16 protein-coding genes are annotated in these 15,251 nt (G+C 59.3%); 8 read left to right on the top strand and 8 right to left on the bottom strand.

Going from position 1 to position 15,251, the window contains the following annotated elements:
* Positions 1 to 48: 48 nt before the first annotated feature.
* Together ACT6VE_RS20370 and ACT6VE_RS20365 are read left to right on the top strand one after the other, a co-directional pair.
* Positions 49 to 477 carry a DUF305 domain-containing protein gene (locus ACT6VE_RS20370; RefSeq protein ID WP_444800267.1) on the top strand — a complete coding sequence of 143 codons (429 nt, stop codon included), beginning with the start codon at positions 49 to 51 and terminating at the stop codon, positions 475 to 477.
* Positions 478 to 492: 15 nt separating this feature from the next.
* Positions 493 to 825: a four-helix bundle copper-binding protein gene (locus ACT6VE_RS20365; RefSeq protein ID WP_444800266.1), complete on the top strand. Its 333-nt coding sequence runs from the start codon at positions 493 to 495 to the stop codon at positions 823 to 825.
* Between the two features lie 53 nt (positions 826 to 878).
* Here the strand turns inward: ACT6VE_RS20365 and ACT6VE_RS20360 are convergent, their stop codons facing one another.
* The 4 genes from ACT6VE_RS20360 to ACT6VE_RS20345 all read right to left on the bottom strand — a co-directional run bounded on the left by ACT6VE_RS20360 (position 879) and on the right by ACT6VE_RS20345 (position 4,308).
* Positions 879 to 1,316 carry a hypothetical protein gene (locus ACT6VE_RS20360; RefSeq protein WP_444800265.1) on the bottom strand — a complete coding sequence of 146 codons (438 nt, stop codon included), beginning with the start codon at positions 1,314 to 1,316 and terminating at the stop codon, positions 879 to 881.
* Between the two features lie 69 nt (positions 1,317 to 1,385).
* The gene (locus ACT6VE_RS20355; RefSeq protein ID WP_428411924.1) at positions 1,386 to 1,886 is read right to left on the bottom strand and encodes an SRPBCC family protein; all 501 of its coding nucleotides are present in this window, start codon (positions 1,884 to 1,886) and stop codon (positions 1,386 to 1,388) included.
* Entirely contained in the window at positions 1,886 to 2,098 is a 213-nt protein-coding gene (locus ACT6VE_RS20350; RefSeq protein WP_092938584.1) for a DUF2933 domain-containing protein, read from the bottom strand. Before ACT6VE_RS20350 ends, ACT6VE_RS20355 begins: the two co-directional genes overlap by 1 nt.
* Positions 2,095 to 4,308, bottom strand: coding sequence for a copper-transporting P-type ATPase (locus ACT6VE_RS20345; RefSeq protein ID WP_444800264.1), 2,214 nt, complete (start codon positions 4,306 to 4,308; stop codon positions 2,095 to 2,097). Before ACT6VE_RS20345 ends, ACT6VE_RS20350 begins: the two co-directional genes overlap by 4 nt.
* A 670-nt stretch (positions 4,309 to 4,978) precedes the next feature.
* On the opposite strand from ACT6VE_RS20345, the gene ACT6VE_RS20340 reads away from it, so the two are divergent.
* Positions 4,979 to 5,551: a c-type cytochrome gene (locus ACT6VE_RS20340; RefSeq protein ID WP_444800263.1), complete on the top strand. Its 573-nt coding sequence runs from the start codon at positions 4,979 to 4,981 to the stop codon at positions 5,549 to 5,551.
* 11 nt (positions 5,552 to 5,562) lie between these two features.
* On the opposite strand, the gene cueR is transcribed toward ACT6VE_RS20340, so the two are convergent.
* From cueR to ACT6VE_RS20320, 4 genes are all read right to left on the bottom strand, one after another.
* Positions 5,563 to 6,006, bottom strand: a complete 444-nt coding sequence (gene cueR, locus ACT6VE_RS20335) for a Cu(I)-responsive transcriptional regulator (RefSeq protein ID WP_012653056.1) — start codon at positions 6,004 to 6,006, stop codon at positions 5,563 to 5,565.
* A gap of 15 nt (positions 6,007 to 6,021) precedes the next feature.
* Complete coding sequence (locus tag ACT6VE_RS20330; RefSeq protein WP_444800262.1) at positions 6,022 to 6,702, bottom strand: HAD-IC family P-type ATPase; 681 nt, start codon at positions 6,700 to 6,702, stop codon at positions 6,022 to 6,024.
* Positions 6,703 to 6,749: 47 nt separating this feature from the next.
* Positions 6,750 to 8,501 carry a heavy metal translocating P-type ATPase gene (locus ACT6VE_RS20325; RefSeq protein ID WP_444800261.1) on the bottom strand — a complete coding sequence of 584 codons (1,752 nt, stop codon included), beginning with the start codon at positions 8,499 to 8,501 and terminating at the stop codon, positions 6,750 to 6,752.
* A 151-nt stretch (positions 8,502 to 8,652) separates the two neighbouring features.
* Positions 8,653 to 8,856 (bottom strand): heavy-metal-associated domain-containing protein, encoded by a 204-nt coding sequence (locus tag ACT6VE_RS20320; RefSeq protein ID WP_428411775.1) that lies wholly within the window; start codon positions 8,854 to 8,856, stop codon positions 8,653 to 8,655.
* Between the two features lie 256 nt (positions 8,857 to 9,112).
* Between ACT6VE_RS20320 and ACT6VE_RS20315 the strand changes: the two genes are divergently transcribed.
* The 5 genes from ACT6VE_RS20315 to ACT6VE_RS20295 all read left to right on the top strand — a co-directional run bounded on the left by ACT6VE_RS20315 (position 9,113) and on the right by ACT6VE_RS20295 (position 15,073).
* Complete coding sequence (locus ACT6VE_RS20315; protein WP_428411777.1) at positions 9,113 to 9,478, top strand: hypothetical protein; 366 nt, start codon at positions 9,113 to 9,115, stop codon at positions 9,476 to 9,478.
* 123 nt (positions 9,479 to 9,601) lie between these two features.
* Complete coding sequence (locus tag ACT6VE_RS20310) at positions 9,602 to 10,006, top strand: FixH family protein (RefSeq protein ID WP_428411778.1); 405 nt, start codon at positions 9,602 to 9,604, stop codon at positions 10,004 to 10,006.
* Positions 10,003 to 11,430, top strand: coding sequence for an efflux RND transporter periplasmic adaptor subunit (locus tag ACT6VE_RS20305; RefSeq protein WP_444800260.1), 1,428 nt, complete (start codon positions 10,003 to 10,005; stop codon positions 11,428 to 11,430). Before ACT6VE_RS20310 ends, ACT6VE_RS20305 begins: the two co-directional genes overlap by 4 nt.
* Positions 11,427 to 14,621: an efflux RND transporter permease subunit gene (locus tag ACT6VE_RS20300; RefSeq protein WP_444800259.1), complete on the top strand. Its 3,195-nt coding sequence runs from the start codon at positions 11,427 to 11,429 to the stop codon at positions 14,619 to 14,621. Before ACT6VE_RS20305 ends, ACT6VE_RS20300 begins: the two co-directional genes overlap by 4 nt.
* The gene (locus ACT6VE_RS20295; protein WP_428411782.1) at positions 14,618 to 15,073 is read left to right on the top strand and encodes a DUF411 domain-containing protein; all 456 of its coding nucleotides are present in this window, start codon (positions 14,618 to 14,620) and stop codon (positions 15,071 to 15,073) included. The genes ACT6VE_RS20300 and ACT6VE_RS20295 overlap by 4 nt, the downstream gene beginning before the upstream one ends.
* Positions 15,074 to 15,251: the final 178 nt, after the last annotated feature.

Below are 15,251 nucleotides of genomic sequence, written 5' to 3'. Positions count from 1 at the left end.
AGCTGATTTGCTGAATCCAAATATGTGAATCCAATCAGGAGAACAGAGATGAAAACCCTCGTAAAATATTCGCTCGCTGCAGTAGGCGCTCTTTCAATACTTGCCATTATGCCAACCGCCTCTTTCGCGGAGATGGCCTATCCGAAAAAGTGCAAGTCCGAGATGGACATGTCGAAGATGGATATGATGTCCAGTGACATGGGCATGGGCGACATGATGACCGACTACCAGAAGGCATCAATGGAAGGCATGAAGCCGATGCACATGAACATGATGCAGGGCATGATGAAGAAGGACGCCGACGTTGCTTTTGTCTGCGGAATGATCGCCCATCATATGGGCGCGATCAGCATGTCGGAGGTCGAGTTGAAATATGGCGACAACGAATGGGCTAAAAAGGCGGCTCAGAAGATCATTGATGCCCAGACCAAGGAAATCGCAGAGATGACTGAGTGGCTCGACAAGGAAGCGAAGTAGGAAGGGAGAACGAACATGCATCACCTTTCAGACGAAATGAAAGCATGCATCGACAATTGTCTCGCCTGCTACCGCGAGTGCTTATCGATGGCCATGGGACACTGCCTCGAAACGGGCGGCGAACATACCGAGCCGAAGCACTTCAAGCTTATGATGGCCTGTGCGGAAATCTGCCGGACCTCGGCGCATTTCATGCTCCTCGGTTCCGAGCATCACAAGCACGTCTGCCGCGAGTGCGCCGAAATCTGCGCTCAGTGCGCCGAGGATTGTGAGCGCGTCGGGGACATGGAGTCGTGTGTAGCGGCTTGCCGTCGCTGTGCGGAGAGCTGCACAAAAATGGCGGCTTGAAAAGTTGGGGGAGAGCACACTCTCATCCGTGCTCTCCCCCAACCGGAGTTTCATCAGGCCTTTGCCCCTTCAAACCAATAGGCGATCAAACTCGCGGCCCAAAGGGCGAAGAGACCAAGCAGTGCCCACCTGAAGTCGGAGTTGATCGCGAAATTGACGGCTGTCATCGTTCCAATCGAAACCGCGCCTCCAAGTATGGCACCGAACGCTGCTATGGGCTCTCGGGAGCGGTAGGCCGTCGCGGCAAGCGTCATCATAAGAATACCCGTTCCCATCACGAAGCCTCCAAGGACCGCAAAGACAAACCCAAGCCAATCTCTCAAGCTGGGCCCGACCGCCGACAGGTCCCCTTCGGTCAACTGCATGTAACGCACGTCCTCTGGCAGCAGCGGTGGGCGAAAGAGAACAAAATAAATCCCGATGCCGACCACGACGATCCCCGTCATCGTCAGTAGCAGAGCTGAAGGTGTCCACTTACGTCTATCGAGCATCGTCTTCTCCTCAAAGCAGGCCGCTCTCGTTGATGCGCCCATCGCCCTCGCCATCGCGACTGCGCTGCGTCAGTCCGGACCGAGTTTCGCCGAAAATGCTGCCGTGGCAGCCGCCGCCATCCGCTTGACGCACCATCTTGCGTAGATTGCACCTAGCAAGGTCCCAGCGATCCGGCCAACCACGGAACTTGGATAGTTGTAATCGATAAAAACGTGGAGGCGGCACAGACGCCCGTTATCCTCAATTTGGAAGCGCATCCGGTAGCTTCCGATAACGAGAAGGCGCGGCTCTCCTATCGTTTCCCAGGCTTTTAGAAACGGCGGTTGCCGCTGAATGACGACTTCCTCCACATATAGTTTCACACCCGCTACTTTTCCGGTCATCTTGATGACGGAACCGACGCTTCGGCCGCGAGCGTCGTCGAACTCATATGCCATGCTACCCCACAACATCATGGCCGACGATCTCTGCATGTGCGTGCCGGGTTTTGCCTGGTCGTCCATGTAGTCAAATAGACGTTCAGCCGACGTCGCCACCTCGACATCTGCCTGTGCGGAGTGTGCGTACATCAACGTGTTTCATCCTTACCCAGGCGGTCCTCGCCGTGAACACCATGGCCATGACCACCGTGGCCATGAAAGAGATGCAGGACGGGGCAAACTAACAGGAGAAAGTAGGGCGCGAGACCAAATGCATGCGCCCAGTGCTCGCGCAGGAGGAAGAAGGCGAAGATGACGCCCATCGACGCAGCAATCAGCGTCCATTTGCGATCCCATTTCATATCCGTACGCTCCTCAATCTGAGGGCGTTGCCAATGACGCTGACCGACGAAAGCGCCATCGCGGCCGCAGCGATGATCGGAGACAGCAAAAGTCCGAACGTGGGGTAGAGCACTCCAGCGGCGATTGGGACGCCAGCCGCATTGTAAATGAAGGCGAAGAACAGGTTCTGCCGGATATTGCTCATTGTCGCGTGGCTGAGTTCACGAGCCCGGACAATCCCTTGAAGATCGCCTTTGAGCAGTGTGACGCCCGCGCTTTCAATCGCGACATCCGTGCCGGTTCCCATGGCAATACCGACATCTGCAGCAGCCAGGGCAGGGGCGTCGTTCACTCCATCTCCGGCCATAGCGACGATCCGGCCTTCTTCCCGCAGACGCTTGACGATCTTGCTCTTGTCTTCCGGCAGGATTTCAGCCTCGACCTCGGTGATCCCGAGTTTTCGCGCAACTGCGTCGGCCGTCGTCTTGTTGTCGCCTGTCAGCATGACAACCCGGACCCCTGCCTTCAGCAAAGCTTGAACTGCATCTGACGTCGTCGTTTTGATCGGGTCGGAGATCGCCAAAAGGCCTCCAACACGGCCGTCTATCGCGATGAAGATTACCGTTGCGCCTTCACCCCTCATCGCTTCAGCCTGGCTGGTAAGAGCCGAGACATCGATATGAGCTTCCTCCATGATGCGGTGGCTGCCTATGATGAGCCTGCGTCCGTCGACACTTCCCGTAACCCCTTTGCCAACCGGGCTATCGAAATCTTCCGCGACGCCGAGAACCAACTGGCGCTCCGTCGCCGCGTTGACTATGGCAGTTGCCAGTGGATGCTCGCTCGCTCGTTCCAGCGTTGCCGCCAGGCGCAGCAGTTCGGGTTCTGTGAACCCATTTATCGCGGCCATGGACGTTACCTTGGGTTTACCCTCTGTCAGGGTTCCGGTCTTGTCGACGACCAACGTGTCGATTTTCTCGAAACGCTCCAAGGCTTCGGCATTCTTGATCAGGACACCAAGACCTGCACCCCGGCCAACGCCCACCATGATCGACATTGGGGTCGCAAGGCCCAATGCGCAGGGGCATGCGATGATGAGCACTGCGACTGCGGCGACAAGGCCGTGGGCAAAGCGCGGTTCTGGTCCCCATATCATCCACGCTACGAATGCCACGATGGCAATGCCGATCACCACGGGGACGAACCAACCGGAAACTTCGTCGGCCAGGCGCTGGATGGGCGCTCGCGAGCGCTGGGCGTCCGCAACCATGCGGACGATCTGCGCCAGCATGGTATCGCGGCCGACTTTTCCTGCCTCCATGACGAAGCCACCGGTCTGGTTCATCGTCCCGCCTATCAGCTTTGCACCGACCTCTTTGGTGACGGGCATCGATTCACCGGTGATCATCGATTCATCAACCGAACTGCGTCCTTCGATAAGGCTGCCATCGACCGGGACCTTTTCACCGGGGCGAACCCGAAGCCGATCCCCGACGACAACCATTTCCAGGTCGATGTCCTCGTCGACACCGTCGCGGACGCGGCGTGCCGTCTTGGGGGCAAGGTCAAGAAGTGCGCGGATGGCTCCACCGGTCTGTTCACGGGCTTGCAACTCCAGAACCTGTCCCAGCAACACCAGCACCGTGATGACGGCTGCAGCTTCGAAATAGATGGCGACTGAACCGTCTGCGGAGCGGAAAGTGGCGGGAAACAGACCAGGTGCAAGGGTTGCAACAACGCTGTAAGTCCACGCGACCCCGGTCCCCATTGCTATCAATGTGAACATGTTCAGGCGCATAGTGACGAGGGACTTCCATGCTCGCTCGAAGAATGGAAAGCCTGCCCATAGGACGACAGGTGTAGCCAGAACAAGCTGAATCCAATTCGAGGTCTGGGCACCAAGCACCATGTGAAGATTGGTGAGGTGTCCACCCATCTCCAGCATGAGGACGGGCACGGACAGAACGAGCCCGATCCAGAAACGGCGTTTCATGTCGAGATATTCGGCGCTTGGCCCGGTATCCGTTGTGACTGCTTCCGGTTCAAGAGTCATCCCACAGATAGGGCAGTTCCCGGGGCCAATTTGCTTTACCTGCGGATGCATAGGGCATGTGTAAATTACGCCCTCCGTCTGATCCGTCACTGAACTCTTTTGGGCCACGAGCGTGGCCTGAGCACCGTGCCCTTGATGATGATTGTGGTGACTTTCATGGCTTTTTTGCTCGTCCATTAGATAGCTCCCTGTTGGTTCGTCTCCAGGACTTCGAAAGGAAACGCAGCACGGCGGCCTCGACAATCGCCACCGGAATGGTCGCCGTGCAGCTATGGCAGGCAACCGAAGGATCATACCGCCGTTGAGCGGAAGTGTTCAGAGAATGGATCAGGGAGGGCCGAGAACAGGTCGGTAGCTGAGACCTGTGATTAACTGCTGAGGATGGAGGGATCTCTGAGGGCCAGTACCTACATGAAAAACACCAGGGTTCGAAGGCGGCAGAATGACGTTGCACAGGCTGCATAGGCTTTTGCAGCAGTTCTTCTGCTCTACATGGTGGCGATCATTTTGCCCAGCTACATCACCCATGGATATTCCAACATGTACCGCTTGAGGTAAGTCGTTATCGCATATTTCGGGAGCAGCCTCGGCCATCGGCGCGACGAGGACCATAATTGCGACCAAAGCGGCCAGCAATTTTCTCGCGTATCGTCGGATGGTTTGGCTTACGGCGATCATGATCGCGTTCGGTCCCTATCGTCGTACCCAAGCATATTACCGTGCTGTTGCAAGTGTTGCGTTGATTCTGATGAAGCCCAAGGACATTTTCATGCCCAAAAGGTTGGGCTTGAGTCTGAAGAGATAGTCAAAAGCTGGAGGAACACCCTCCGAGAAAATGGAGTGTAGCATGGCATTGAAGGCGAGCGTGACGAAACTGGCAACTTTTGTGCTTCCGCTAGCCATTTTCGGCACGGTGATCTCCTTGGCTACCGCTCAAAACGCCGCGCCCGGCAAGGTTGTCCAAAGACAGGACGGTATGAAGGCGATGGCAAACGCCGCCAAGTCCATCGACGCCATGTTCAAGGACTTGTCGCCCTATGACGCGAGAGCTTTCAAAGCGGCCGCCGAGACCATTCTGGCTCACTCGGGACTTAGCCTGTCGGCGCTGTTCCACGGTTCCGGTGCCACGCCTGGCTCAAAAGCCAGCCCAAGCATTGAAACCGACCGCCAACAGTTCGACAAGCTGGCAAAAGAGCTTGGCACCTACGCGTCCGCGCTGTCTGTCGCAGCTGACCGAAATCCCGACACACTTGGACCAGAAACGCGGATGCAAACGGGAGATGCCATGGGAGGCGGACCGCTCGCAAGAAAGGTAGACGTAGAGAGGGATGCAGCGTCGATGCCCGCAGAACACGCTTTTCACATGATGCTTCAGACTTGCACGTCGTGCCACGCGACGTTTCGGGTCAAGACGGACTGATCAAATTCATTTTAGACAACGTTGGCGAGGCCAAACTTGGATGGCATACCAGGCCCGATGTTCTCCAGGGTGTCGGCGAAACCTTCGATGATCGGGCAGTCCGGCCGATCATCGCCGTGGCAATGGCTGGCGAGATGCTTCAACGTCTTCGTCATAGCGGCAATCGCCGCAGCCTTGCGCTCGAGTTCCGCGATGTGTTCAAGCGCGATCGCCTTGACGTCGGAGCTTGCCCGCGAACGGTCCCGCCACAGGGCCAGCAGCGTCTTCATCTGTTCGACCGAAAACCCGAGGTCACGAGCACGGCGAATGAACTGCAGCGTATGGACATCGCTGTCGCCGTATGTGCGGTAGCTGGACTCCGTACGGTGTGCGGGCGTGATCAACTTGATCTGTTCGTAATAGCGGATCATCTTGGTCGAGACGCCCGAAGCCTTGGATGCTTCACCGATGTTCATCGTGGTTTCCTTCCATCAAACGGTTTTGAAGCGTCGCAGGCGCAGCGCGTTGGCCAGCACGAACACGCTGGACAGGCCCATCGCGCCTGCGGCGAGGATCGGCGACAGCAGCGTGCCGTTAACCGGGTAGAGGACGCCGGCCGCAACAGGCACGAGGCTGACGTTGTAGGCGAAGGCCCAGAACAGGTTCTGCCGGATGTTGCGGATTGTCGCCTTGCTGATGGCAATCGCACGCGGCACGCCATTCAGATCACCCGACATCAGAACGACGTCGGCACTTTCTATAGCGATGTCGGTTCCGGTCCCGACCGCGAGGCCAATGTCGGCTTCCGAAAGGGCCGGCGCATCGTTGATGCCGTCGCCGATGAAAGCCACCTTGCGCCCGCCGCTCCGCAGCTTGCGGACCGCTTCGACCTTGCCGTCCGGCAGGACTTCGGCGACGACTTCGTCGATGTCGAGCTGGCGGGCGATGGCCTGGGCGGTGCGCCTGTTGTCCCCCGTGATCATCGCGACCTTGAGACCGAGCGCATGAAGGGTCTTGATGGCTTGCGGCGTCGTGTCCTTTATGGGGTCGGCCACTGCGATAATCGCGGCCAGTCTGCCGTCGATAGCGGCATAGAGCGGTGACTTGCCCGCATCGCCCAAGGCGGCCGCCTGCGCCGAGAACGCCGAGACGTCGATGCCGCTTTTCGTCATGGATCGGTCGGCACCGACCAGCACTGTCCGGCCGTCGATCCGGCCGCTCACCCCGTAGCGGGGGCAGCCTCGAAATCAGAGACGTCGGAAAGTGAAAGGCCGTCGGCCTTCGCCGCTGCGACGATGGCTTCGGCGATCGGGTGTTCGGACTGCGTCTCCAGGCCTGCCACTAGCCGCAGCGTTTCGGCGCGGTCGAAGCCGTCGCTGACCACGAAGTCTGTCAATTCCGGTTTGCCCTTCGTCAATGTGCCGGTCTTGTCCAATGCGACGACATCGACATCGCGCAGTGTCTGGAGCGCTTCGCCCTTGCGAAAGAGGATACCGAGTTCGGCTGCGCGCCCAGTGCCGACCATGATGGACGTCGGGGTGGCAAGGCCCATAGCGCAAGGGCAGGCGATGATCAGTACGGCGACGGCGTTGATCAGAGCAAAGGTGAGCGCCGGCGAGGGGCCAAACAGCAGCCAAGCCAGGAAAGTGAGGGCAGCGGCTGCAATGACAGCAGGAACGAACCATCCCGTGACCCGATCGACAAGCGCCTGGATCGGCAGCTTCGAGCCCTGCGCCGCCTCGACCATCTTGACGATCTGGGCAAGAAGCGTGTCCGCACCGATCTTCGTCGCCTCGAACGTGAAGGACCCCGTTTTGTTGATCGTGCCGCCAACGACATCGTCGCCAGCGGATTTCTTTACCGCAACGGGTTCGCCCGTGATCATGGACTCGTCCACGTAAGAACCGCCATCGACGAGGCGGCCGTCGACCGGGACTTTCTCGCCGGGACGGATGCGCACGATGTCGCCGAGTGCCACGTCTCCGATTTCTATCTCGACGAAGTCCTCGCCTCGCTTGACATGTGCGGTCTTCGCCTGGAGTCCGATAAGGTGCTTGATCGCCTGGCTGGTCTTGCCTTTTGCGCGCGCCTCGAGGGTGCGGCCGAGCAGGATCAGCGTGACGATAACGGCGGCCGCCTCGTAGTATACGTTGGCGGTTCCCGAAGGCAGGATACCAGGAAGGAACGTCGCGACGACGGAATAGCCCCAGGCAGCCGACGTGCCGAGCACCACCAGCGAATTCATGTCGGGGGTCCAACGAAGCAGGTTGGGAACGCCCTTCCTGAAGAAGCGGAGCCCAGGTCCGAACAGGACGATGGTGGCGAGCACGAACTGGATGACGAGGTTGTTGCCCATGCCGATGTTCACCATGATCCAGTCATGAAGGGCCGGGATGAAATGCGACCCCATCTCGAGGACGAACAGGGGAAGCGTCAGCGCGGCGGACAGGGCCAGCGACATCTTCAGGCGGTTGGCCTCGCGGTCTCGACGATCATCGTCGTTGTCCGTGGAGCGGTCAGCGGTTATTCTGCGCACCTCATAGCCCGCGGCGCGTACGGCATCCTCAAGGACGAGTGTGGAGGTTCCGGAGACGACACGAATAGTCGCCTTTTCGGTCGCGAGGTTGACCGTTGCTTGTCCCACACCCGGAACGGACTTCAGTGCCTTCTCGACGCGGGACACGCACGAGGCACAGGTCATGCCCTCGACGCCGAGCTCGCGGGTTTCGAGTTTCGGTTCATAACCAGCCTTCTCGATAGCCTGGAGGACAGCTTCGGTTGGTACTACCTCATTATAAGTTATGGTTGCGCGCTCGGTGGCGAGGTTGACGGTGGCGGAAGCGACCCCCGGAACAGCGGCGATGGCTTTCTCGACACGCACGACGCAGGACGCGCAGCTCATGCCCTCGATCCCGAAATCGGTTGGAACGGGCAAGGTCTTGGAGGCTTCGATCTTCGGCATGGCAGTCATCGGGCAATCCTTTGCTTAACTGCTCAGATGGTTAGGCCTTCCAATCATGGGAAGGTCAAGAGGTGTCGTGGGAATTTGTAAAACAGATTTCTCGGATAGAAAGTGCCTGGGTTAAGGCCGCCCCAGCAACAGGGACGGCCGCTGATCTAACTCAACGTGTCGTGTAAGACACCGGATATCCCGCGTCTTGGATCGCCTTGCCGATGACGGCCGGGTCCAGCGTTGTTTCGACAGTTGCGCTCTTGGACGCGAGGTCTACGGTTGCGACGGCAGCCGGATCGGCGGCCCTGATGGCTTTTTCGACCGTGCCCTTGCAGTGGCCGCAGGTCATGTTCTGGATGTTGAATTCATACATCTCGATGTCTCCTTTCGATGTCGTTGCCTTGATATGGGGCTTCCAACGATGGGAGGGTCAAGGCCCGTGAGCCTCGCAGGTAACATTTTACATATCGCGGTACGCCGCGCGTACAAACAATGCCTTGAGAGCATGTACGCTCAAATGCAAACACTTCTCTTCAGTTTCGGATCCCTGCTCTATCAGCAACCGCACATTTTCGTGAGACCCCTTCCAACGGCGATCGCTCCATGCCACTGTAACGGTCATGAGGCTCATGAAAGTCATCCATCGACTGCTGTTCGTGACCGCCCTGCTTGGGATCGTCGTCGGTCCAATGAGCATCGGGGCGGTTAACAGTGTCATGGCCGCCTCGGGGCCTGTCGTGATCGACGGTATGGCTGGCATGGACATGCCTGACGATATGCCGTGCTGTCCCGACCAAAAACCAATCAAGCCTGACTGCGGGAGTAAATCATGCCCGCTTGCCTTGCTGTGCACAACTGCGGTCGTCGGCCAGCTGGCGCTTCCCCAGTCCTGGTCGTTGAACGTCGGCTGGACCGCCCATCGGTTCCTCATTCCCGCACATGCGGAGGTTGCCTCCTCACTGGTCGATCCGCCAGTGCGTCCTCCAAGAGTCTAATCCCACGTCATTGAACACGTCGTCGTTCCGGCATGCTCGCAGTTCTGCGTCCACTCCGAGCGGATGGCGATCCATAGTGAACGAGGACGAGGTCGCAAACCCGTCCGGATGAGACATTAAACCATGAAACAGATCACCTTCGACGCGAGGATCGCGCTCCTCGCAAGCGCACTGCTGTTCAGCACCGCCACGGCTTCTTTCGCCGGAGCGCAGAACTACGAATTCCAGGCCGTCCAGACCGAGATCAAGCAGGGGCCGGGTTCGACCGTGTCGATACGGCTGGTCGATAAGCGAACGGGCAAGACTGTCCCCGACGCCGTCATCTTCACGACACGTATGGACATGGCTCCCGATGGTATGGAGACGATGACCACGACGGTGGACCCAGCCACCTCTGCGGAGCCGGGCGTATACGCTTTCACGACGAACCTTTCCATGGAAGGGGGATGGCGTTTCCAGGTCGCTGCCAAGGTTCAAGGCGAGCCTGAAACGGTCAAAGGCGAAGTCGTCTTGAAGGCAATCCCGTGAGTGTCTCACGCATCATTGCCACGCTCTCCCTCGCCGTGGTTGTCGGCGGGGCAGGCTATTGGGCCGGGAAAAACGATGTCGGTGCACTCCTGCTGCGGTACGTCGATGATAACGGTATGGCCACAGAGGCGGAGCCGCGACGCGAAGGAACGGGAGCGGTGATCTACTACCGCCACCCGGACGGGTTGGCCGAATACTCTGCAGAGCCGAAAAGCACCGACGACGGGCGGCCGTTCGCGCCCGTCCGTGCAAGCGAGGACATTCGCCTCGGCGCGGCCGGAGCCGTCGCGCCGTCACTCGACACGGCATCCGTCTCACCCGAACGTAAAATCTTGTACTATCGCAACCCCATGGGGCTTCCCGACACGTCCAAGGTTCCGAAGAAGGATTCAATGGGGATGGACTATCTCCCTGTCTATGACGGCGAGGTTAGTGACAGCTCCACCGTCAAGGTCTCACTTGGCAAACTCCAGCGGACGGGGGTGAAGACTGCGCTCGCCGAAAAGACAACCGTCAGCCGAAAAATCCGGGTGCCCGGAACCGTGACGCTCGACGAGCGCATGATCAGTATCGTCTCGATGCGGGCAGATGCCTTCATCGAGGAAGTCGCTGATGTCACGACGGGCGACAGGATCATCAAGGGCGAGAACCTCTTCAACTTCTATTCGAAGGAGATCGCCGCCGCCGGAGCGGAATATGCAACCGAGATGCGCAATGGCGGCAAGGCGGGTCCAGATACGGGGTCGGCTCTACGGCTGAAGAATCTGGGCGTGCCGACGGCAACGATCACCAGCATCGCGGCGGAGCGGAAAGTGCCCCAGAGCATCGCCTATACGTCACCGCGTGATGGCGTCGTATTGGAACGCATGGCCGTCAGCGGCATGATGGCCGAGGCTGGCGATGTTCTGTTCCGTATTGCTGACGTGTCGAAGCTCTGGGTGATCGCCGACGTCCCCGAATACGAGCTTGGCGCCGTCCGCATGGGAGCCGCCGTCTCCGTGACCGTTCGCAATCTGCCCGGCACGATGTTCAAAGGAACGGTCGACCTCATCTATCCGGAGGTCCAAATGCAGACACGGACAACGAAGGTCAGGATAGAGCTTCCTAATCCGGTCGGGCAACTGATGTCCAACATGTACGCCGAGGTCGAGATCGAAGCAGGAGCGGGAAATCCGGTGGTCGCCGTTCCCAACAGTTCTGTGATCGATACAGGCGACCGCCAGATTGTCTTCCTTGATAAGGGCGAGGGCAGGTTTGAGCCAATGGATGTCGCGCTGGGGGTGCGAGGCGAAGACATGACGGAGATTACCCAAGGTATCGCAGCAGGGGACCGCGTGGTTGTTTCCGCCAACTTCCTTCTCGATGCCGAAAGCAACCTGAATGCCGCGTTGAGCGCTCTGACCGCCGACGAGGCAAATCCATGATTGCCAACGTCATCGCCTGGTCGGCCCGCAACCTCGTCCTGATCTTCGTCGGCGCTGCTCTTTCTATCGCGGGCGGCGTCTACGCGCTGCGCACGCTGCCCCTTGATGCGATCCCCGATCTCTCCGACGTTCAGGTCATCGTGTTCACCGACTATCCTGGACAGGCTCCGCAGGTCGTCGAGGACCAGGTCACCTATCCGCTGACGACCTCCATGCTGACCGTGCCGAAGTCGAAGGTGGTGCGTGGCTTCTCGTTCTTCGGCGTTTCGTTCGTCTATGTGATCTTCGAGGACGGGACCGATCCCTACTGGGCGCGCAGTCGGGTCCTCGAATACTTGAACGCGGCCGCAAGCCGCCTGCCGGACGGCGTGTCGCCGAGCCTCGGGCCGGATGCAACAGGGGTTGGCTGGGTTTATCAGTACGCGGTCGTCGCCAAGGAACTGTCCCTGGCCGAACTTCGTTCGCTTCAGGACTGGGTGGTGCGCTTCGCCGTCTCCAAGTCCGAGGGCGTGGCCGAGGTGGCCAGCGTCGGCGGCTTCGTTAAGCAGTATTCCATTGTCGTCGATCCGGCCCGCCTCAAGGCTCAGAACGTGTCGCTGTCGGATATCGCCGATGCCGTGCGCTCCAGCAACCGCGACGTCGGCGGACGAACGATCGAGCTTTCCGAGTTCGAGTTCATGGTTCGGGGCAAGGGCTATCTGCAGGGCATCAAGGACATCGGGAACATCGTCCTGAAATCGAATGCCGGCGTCCCGCTGCGTCTCTCGGACGTCGCAAGGGTCGAACTGGTTCCGGACGAGCGCCGCGGCATCACCGAGCTGAACGGCGAGGGCGAGGTCGCCAGCGGGATCGTCCTTCAGCGCGACGGAGCCAACGCGCTCACCGTCATCGAGAACGCCAAGGAGAGCCTGGCGGCTGTTCAAAGCACTCTCCCGGCTGGCACCGAAATCCTGCCCGTCTATGATCGTTCGAAACTCATCGAAGCGGCGATCGAGACCCTAAAGGCAACACTGATCGAGGAATCGATCGTGGTCGCGCTGGTGACAGTTGCCTTCCTCCTCCATGTCCGCAGTGCGCTTGTGGCGATCATCATGCTGCCGATCGGTATCCTGATCGCGTTCATGGCAATGCGGGCGCTCGGCCTCGGCTCGAATATCATGAGCCTCGGCGGGATCGCCATCGCTATCGGCGCGATGATCGACGCAGCCATCGTGATGATCGAGAACGCCCACAAGCATCTCGAGCGCGCGCCGCCGGACAAGCCGCGGACGGAAGTGCTGATCGAAGCGGCAAGCGAGGTCGGTCCGGCGCTGTTCTTCAGCCTGCTGATCATCACCGTGTCGTTCCTGCCGATCTTCACGCTGGAATCTCAGGAGGGTCGCCTGTTCGGGCCGCTCGCCTTCACCAAGACCTTCGCGATGGCGGCGGCCGCACTGTTGTCGATTACCCTGGTGCCGGCATTGATGATCTTGTTCGTCCGGGGCCGCATAGTTCCGGAACACAGGAACCCGCTCAATCGCCTGTTGATCTGGATGTACCGTCCGGTCATCGCGGGCGTCCTGAAGGCCAAAAGCCTGACGATCCTCGCAGCCGTCGTGATCCTCGGCGTGACCGCCTGGCCGGTTCAGCATATTGGTAGCGAGTTCATGCCGAACCTCGACGAAGGTACGCTGATGTACATGCCGACAACGCTGCCCGGCCTCTCGGTGACAAAAGCCGCCGAGCTGATGCAGACGCAGGACCGCATCATCAAGTCGTTCCCGGAAGTGGAAACCGTGTTCGGCAAAGCGGGTAGGGCGCTGACGGCGACCGATCCGGCTCCGACGGAGATGTTCGAGACGATCATCACGTTGAAGCCCAGGTCCGAATGGCGACCGGGGGTGACCTCTGACAGCCTGAAACAGGAGATGGACGCTGCCCTCCAGTTTCCCGGTGTGTCCAACGCCTGGACGATGCCGATCCGCGCCCGCATCGATATGCTGTCCACGGGGATCAGGACGCCCGTCGGCGTGAAGGTCTATGGCACCGACCTGAAGCAGATGGAGAAGCTCGCTCGTGACATCGAGACCGTCCTCAAGGCGGTGCCCGGAACGTCGAGCGCCTATGCCGAACGGGTCATCGGCGGATACTATCTCGACATCATCCCCGACCGCATGGCTCTCGGACGCTACGGACTTTCGATCGACGACGTCCAGGACGTGATCGGGATGGCGCTCGGCTCTGAGGTGGTGACGTCAACGGTCGAGGGCAGGGAGCGCTACGGGGTCGCCATCCGTTACCCAAGGGCGTTCCGAAGCGATCCGCAATCGATCGCCCGCGATGTTCAGGTCTCCTTGCCGGAAGGCGGTACGGTCCCGCTTGGGGAAGTCGCGGAGGTCAAACTCACCCGCGGTGCGACGACCATCAGGACGGAGAACGGCCAGCTCGCCGTCTACATCTTTGTAGATATCGCCAACCGCGACCTCGGGGGTTACGTGGCAGAAGCCCAGGCTGCCGTGGCGGCAAGCGTCGAGATGCCAGCTGGCTATTCCGTCGCGTGGAGCGGTCAGTTCGAATATCTTGAACGGGCGAAGGAACGGCTGATGATCGTCGTCCCGTTGACGCTCGCCCTGATCTTTCTGTTACTCTACCTGAACTTCAAGGCTCTGACAGAGACGATGATCGTCATGCTGTCCCTGCCGTTCGCGCTGGTCGGCGGCATCTGGATGATGTGGTGGCTGGGTTTCAACGCGTCCGTCGCGGTCGCCGTCGGCTTCATCGCGCTCGCGGGCGTGGCGGCCGAGACCGGGGTGATCATGCTCATCTATCTCGACCACGCGCTGCGGGACGAGAAGGCGAAGTCCGCGGCCGAAGGCAGGATATTCGGACGGGAAGACCTCAACAGGGCCATCATGTTCGGAGCGGTCGAACGGGTGCGTCCCAAGATGATGACCGTCGTCGCGATCATGGCGGGCTTGGTGCCAATCCTCTGGAGCACGGGCGCGGGATCGGAGATCATGCAACGGATTGCCGTGCCGATGATCGGCGGCATGGTATCATCGACACTGCTGACGCTGGTCGTGATCCCCGCCGTCTACGGCATCGTCAAGGGCTGGAAACTGCCAAAACCCACACTTTCGCACGAAACATTACCAACGCAGAATACAATGGAGCGCGTTATGTTGCCATTACCGAAAGGAACTATCGCATGAACCGGAGACAATTCATTTGCTCGGCAGTCGCGAACGTTGTTGCAATCAGGACCGTCCCAGCATGGGCGTCCCAGCTTGAAATGACGGTCTACAAGGACCCAAATTGTGGGTGTTGCAAAGCCTGGGCCCAAGCAATGCAAAATGCGGACTTCGCCGTCACCATCCGGGATATGGATGACCTGAGCTCCATCAAGACAAAGTACGGAGTGCCGGCCGCGATGCAGGGGTGCCACACAGCTGTTGTCGGACCGTATTTCGTTGAAGGCCATGTGCCTTTGGAGGCGGTCGAGAAGTTGTTGAAAGATGCGCCGGACATAGCGGGGCTCGCGGTTCCTGGCATGCCAGCTGGCTCACTTGGAATGGGGGATAACCCAAATGCCAAGTACGATGTCTATGCTGTAGGAAAAACCGGATCGAACTCGGTTTATCTGCAAGTCCTGCCCAAGGCATAATGCCACCTCGGCGGAATCGCCAGAATTCGGAGACCGCCCATTTTCCACATTCGCCCTCTAGCAACACAAGATTGCCATGACAGGGGCCATATCCGCTCATCGCATTCATGCTGATAAACTCAGGCATAAACGACTTTTGGACATTCTCCCAAGCTGCCGCGCATCATGTGCTCTGTGA

Source organism: Shinella sp., from assembly GCF_052438155.1.
Taxonomy (GTDB): Bacteria; Pseudomonadota; Alphaproteobacteria; order Rhizobiales; family Rhizobiaceae; genus Shinella.
The sequence above is the reverse complement of the archived record's forward strand: the minus strand, read 5'-3'. Positions and strand labels throughout refer to the sequence as shown.

Bases quoted from the DNA above. Each gene is read 5' to 3' on its own strand.
- ACT6VE_RS20370 (WP_444800267.1), top strand. From the start codon at position 49: ATGAAAACCCTCGTAAAATATTCGCTCGCTGCAGTAGGCGCTCTTTCA.
- ACT6VE_RS20365 (WP_444800266.1), top strand. From the start codon at position 493: ATGCATCACCTTTCAGACGAAATGAAAGCATGCATCGACAATTGTCTC.
- ACT6VE_RS20360 (WP_444800265.1), bottom strand. From the start codon at position 1,316: ATGCTCGATAGACGTAAGTGGACACCTTCAGCTCTGCTACTGACGATG.
- ACT6VE_RS20355 (WP_428411924.1), bottom strand. From the start codon at position 1,886: ATGTACGCACACTCCGCACAGGCAGATGTCGAGGTGGCGACGTCGGCT.
- ACT6VE_RS20350 (WP_092938584.1), bottom strand. From the start codon at position 2,098: ATGAAATGGGATCGCAAATGGACGCTGATTGCTGCGTCGATGGGCGTC.
- ACT6VE_RS20345 (WP_444800264.1), bottom strand. From the start codon at position 4,308: ATGGACGAGCAAAAAAGCCATGAAAGTCACCACAATCATCATCAAGGG.
- ACT6VE_RS20340 (WP_444800263.1), top strand. From the start codon at position 4,979: ATGGCATTGAAGGCGAGCGTGACGAAACTGGCAACTTTTGTGCTTCCG.
- cueR (WP_012653056.1), bottom strand. From the start codon at position 6,006: ATGAACATCGGTGAAGCATCCAAGGCTTCGGGCGTCTCGACCAAGATG.
- ACT6VE_RS20330 (WP_444800262.1), bottom strand. From the start codon at position 6,702: ATGACGAAAAGCGGCATCGACGTCTCGGCGTTCTCGGCGCAGGCGGCC.
- ACT6VE_RS20325 (WP_444800261.1), bottom strand. From the start codon at position 8,501: ATGACTGCCATGCCGAAGATCGAAGCCTCCAAGACCTTGCCCGTTCCA.
- ACT6VE_RS20320 (WP_428411775.1), bottom strand. From the start codon at position 8,856: ATGTATGAATTCAACATCCAGAACATGACCTGCGGCCACTGCAAGGGC.
- ACT6VE_RS20315 (WP_428411777.1), top strand. From the start codon at position 9,113: ATGAAAGTCATCCATCGACTGCTGTTCGTGACCGCCCTGCTTGGGATC.
- ACT6VE_RS20310 (WP_428411778.1), top strand. From the start codon at position 9,602: ATGAAACAGATCACCTTCGACGCGAGGATCGCGCTCCTCGCAAGCGCA.
- ACT6VE_RS20300 (WP_444800259.1), top strand. From the start codon at position 11,427: ATGATTGCCAACGTCATCGCCTGGTCGGCCCGCAACCTCGTCCTGATC.
- ACT6VE_RS20295 (WP_428411782.1), top strand. From the start codon at position 14,618: ATGAACCGGAGACAATTCATTTGCTCGGCAGTCGCGAACGTTGTTGCA.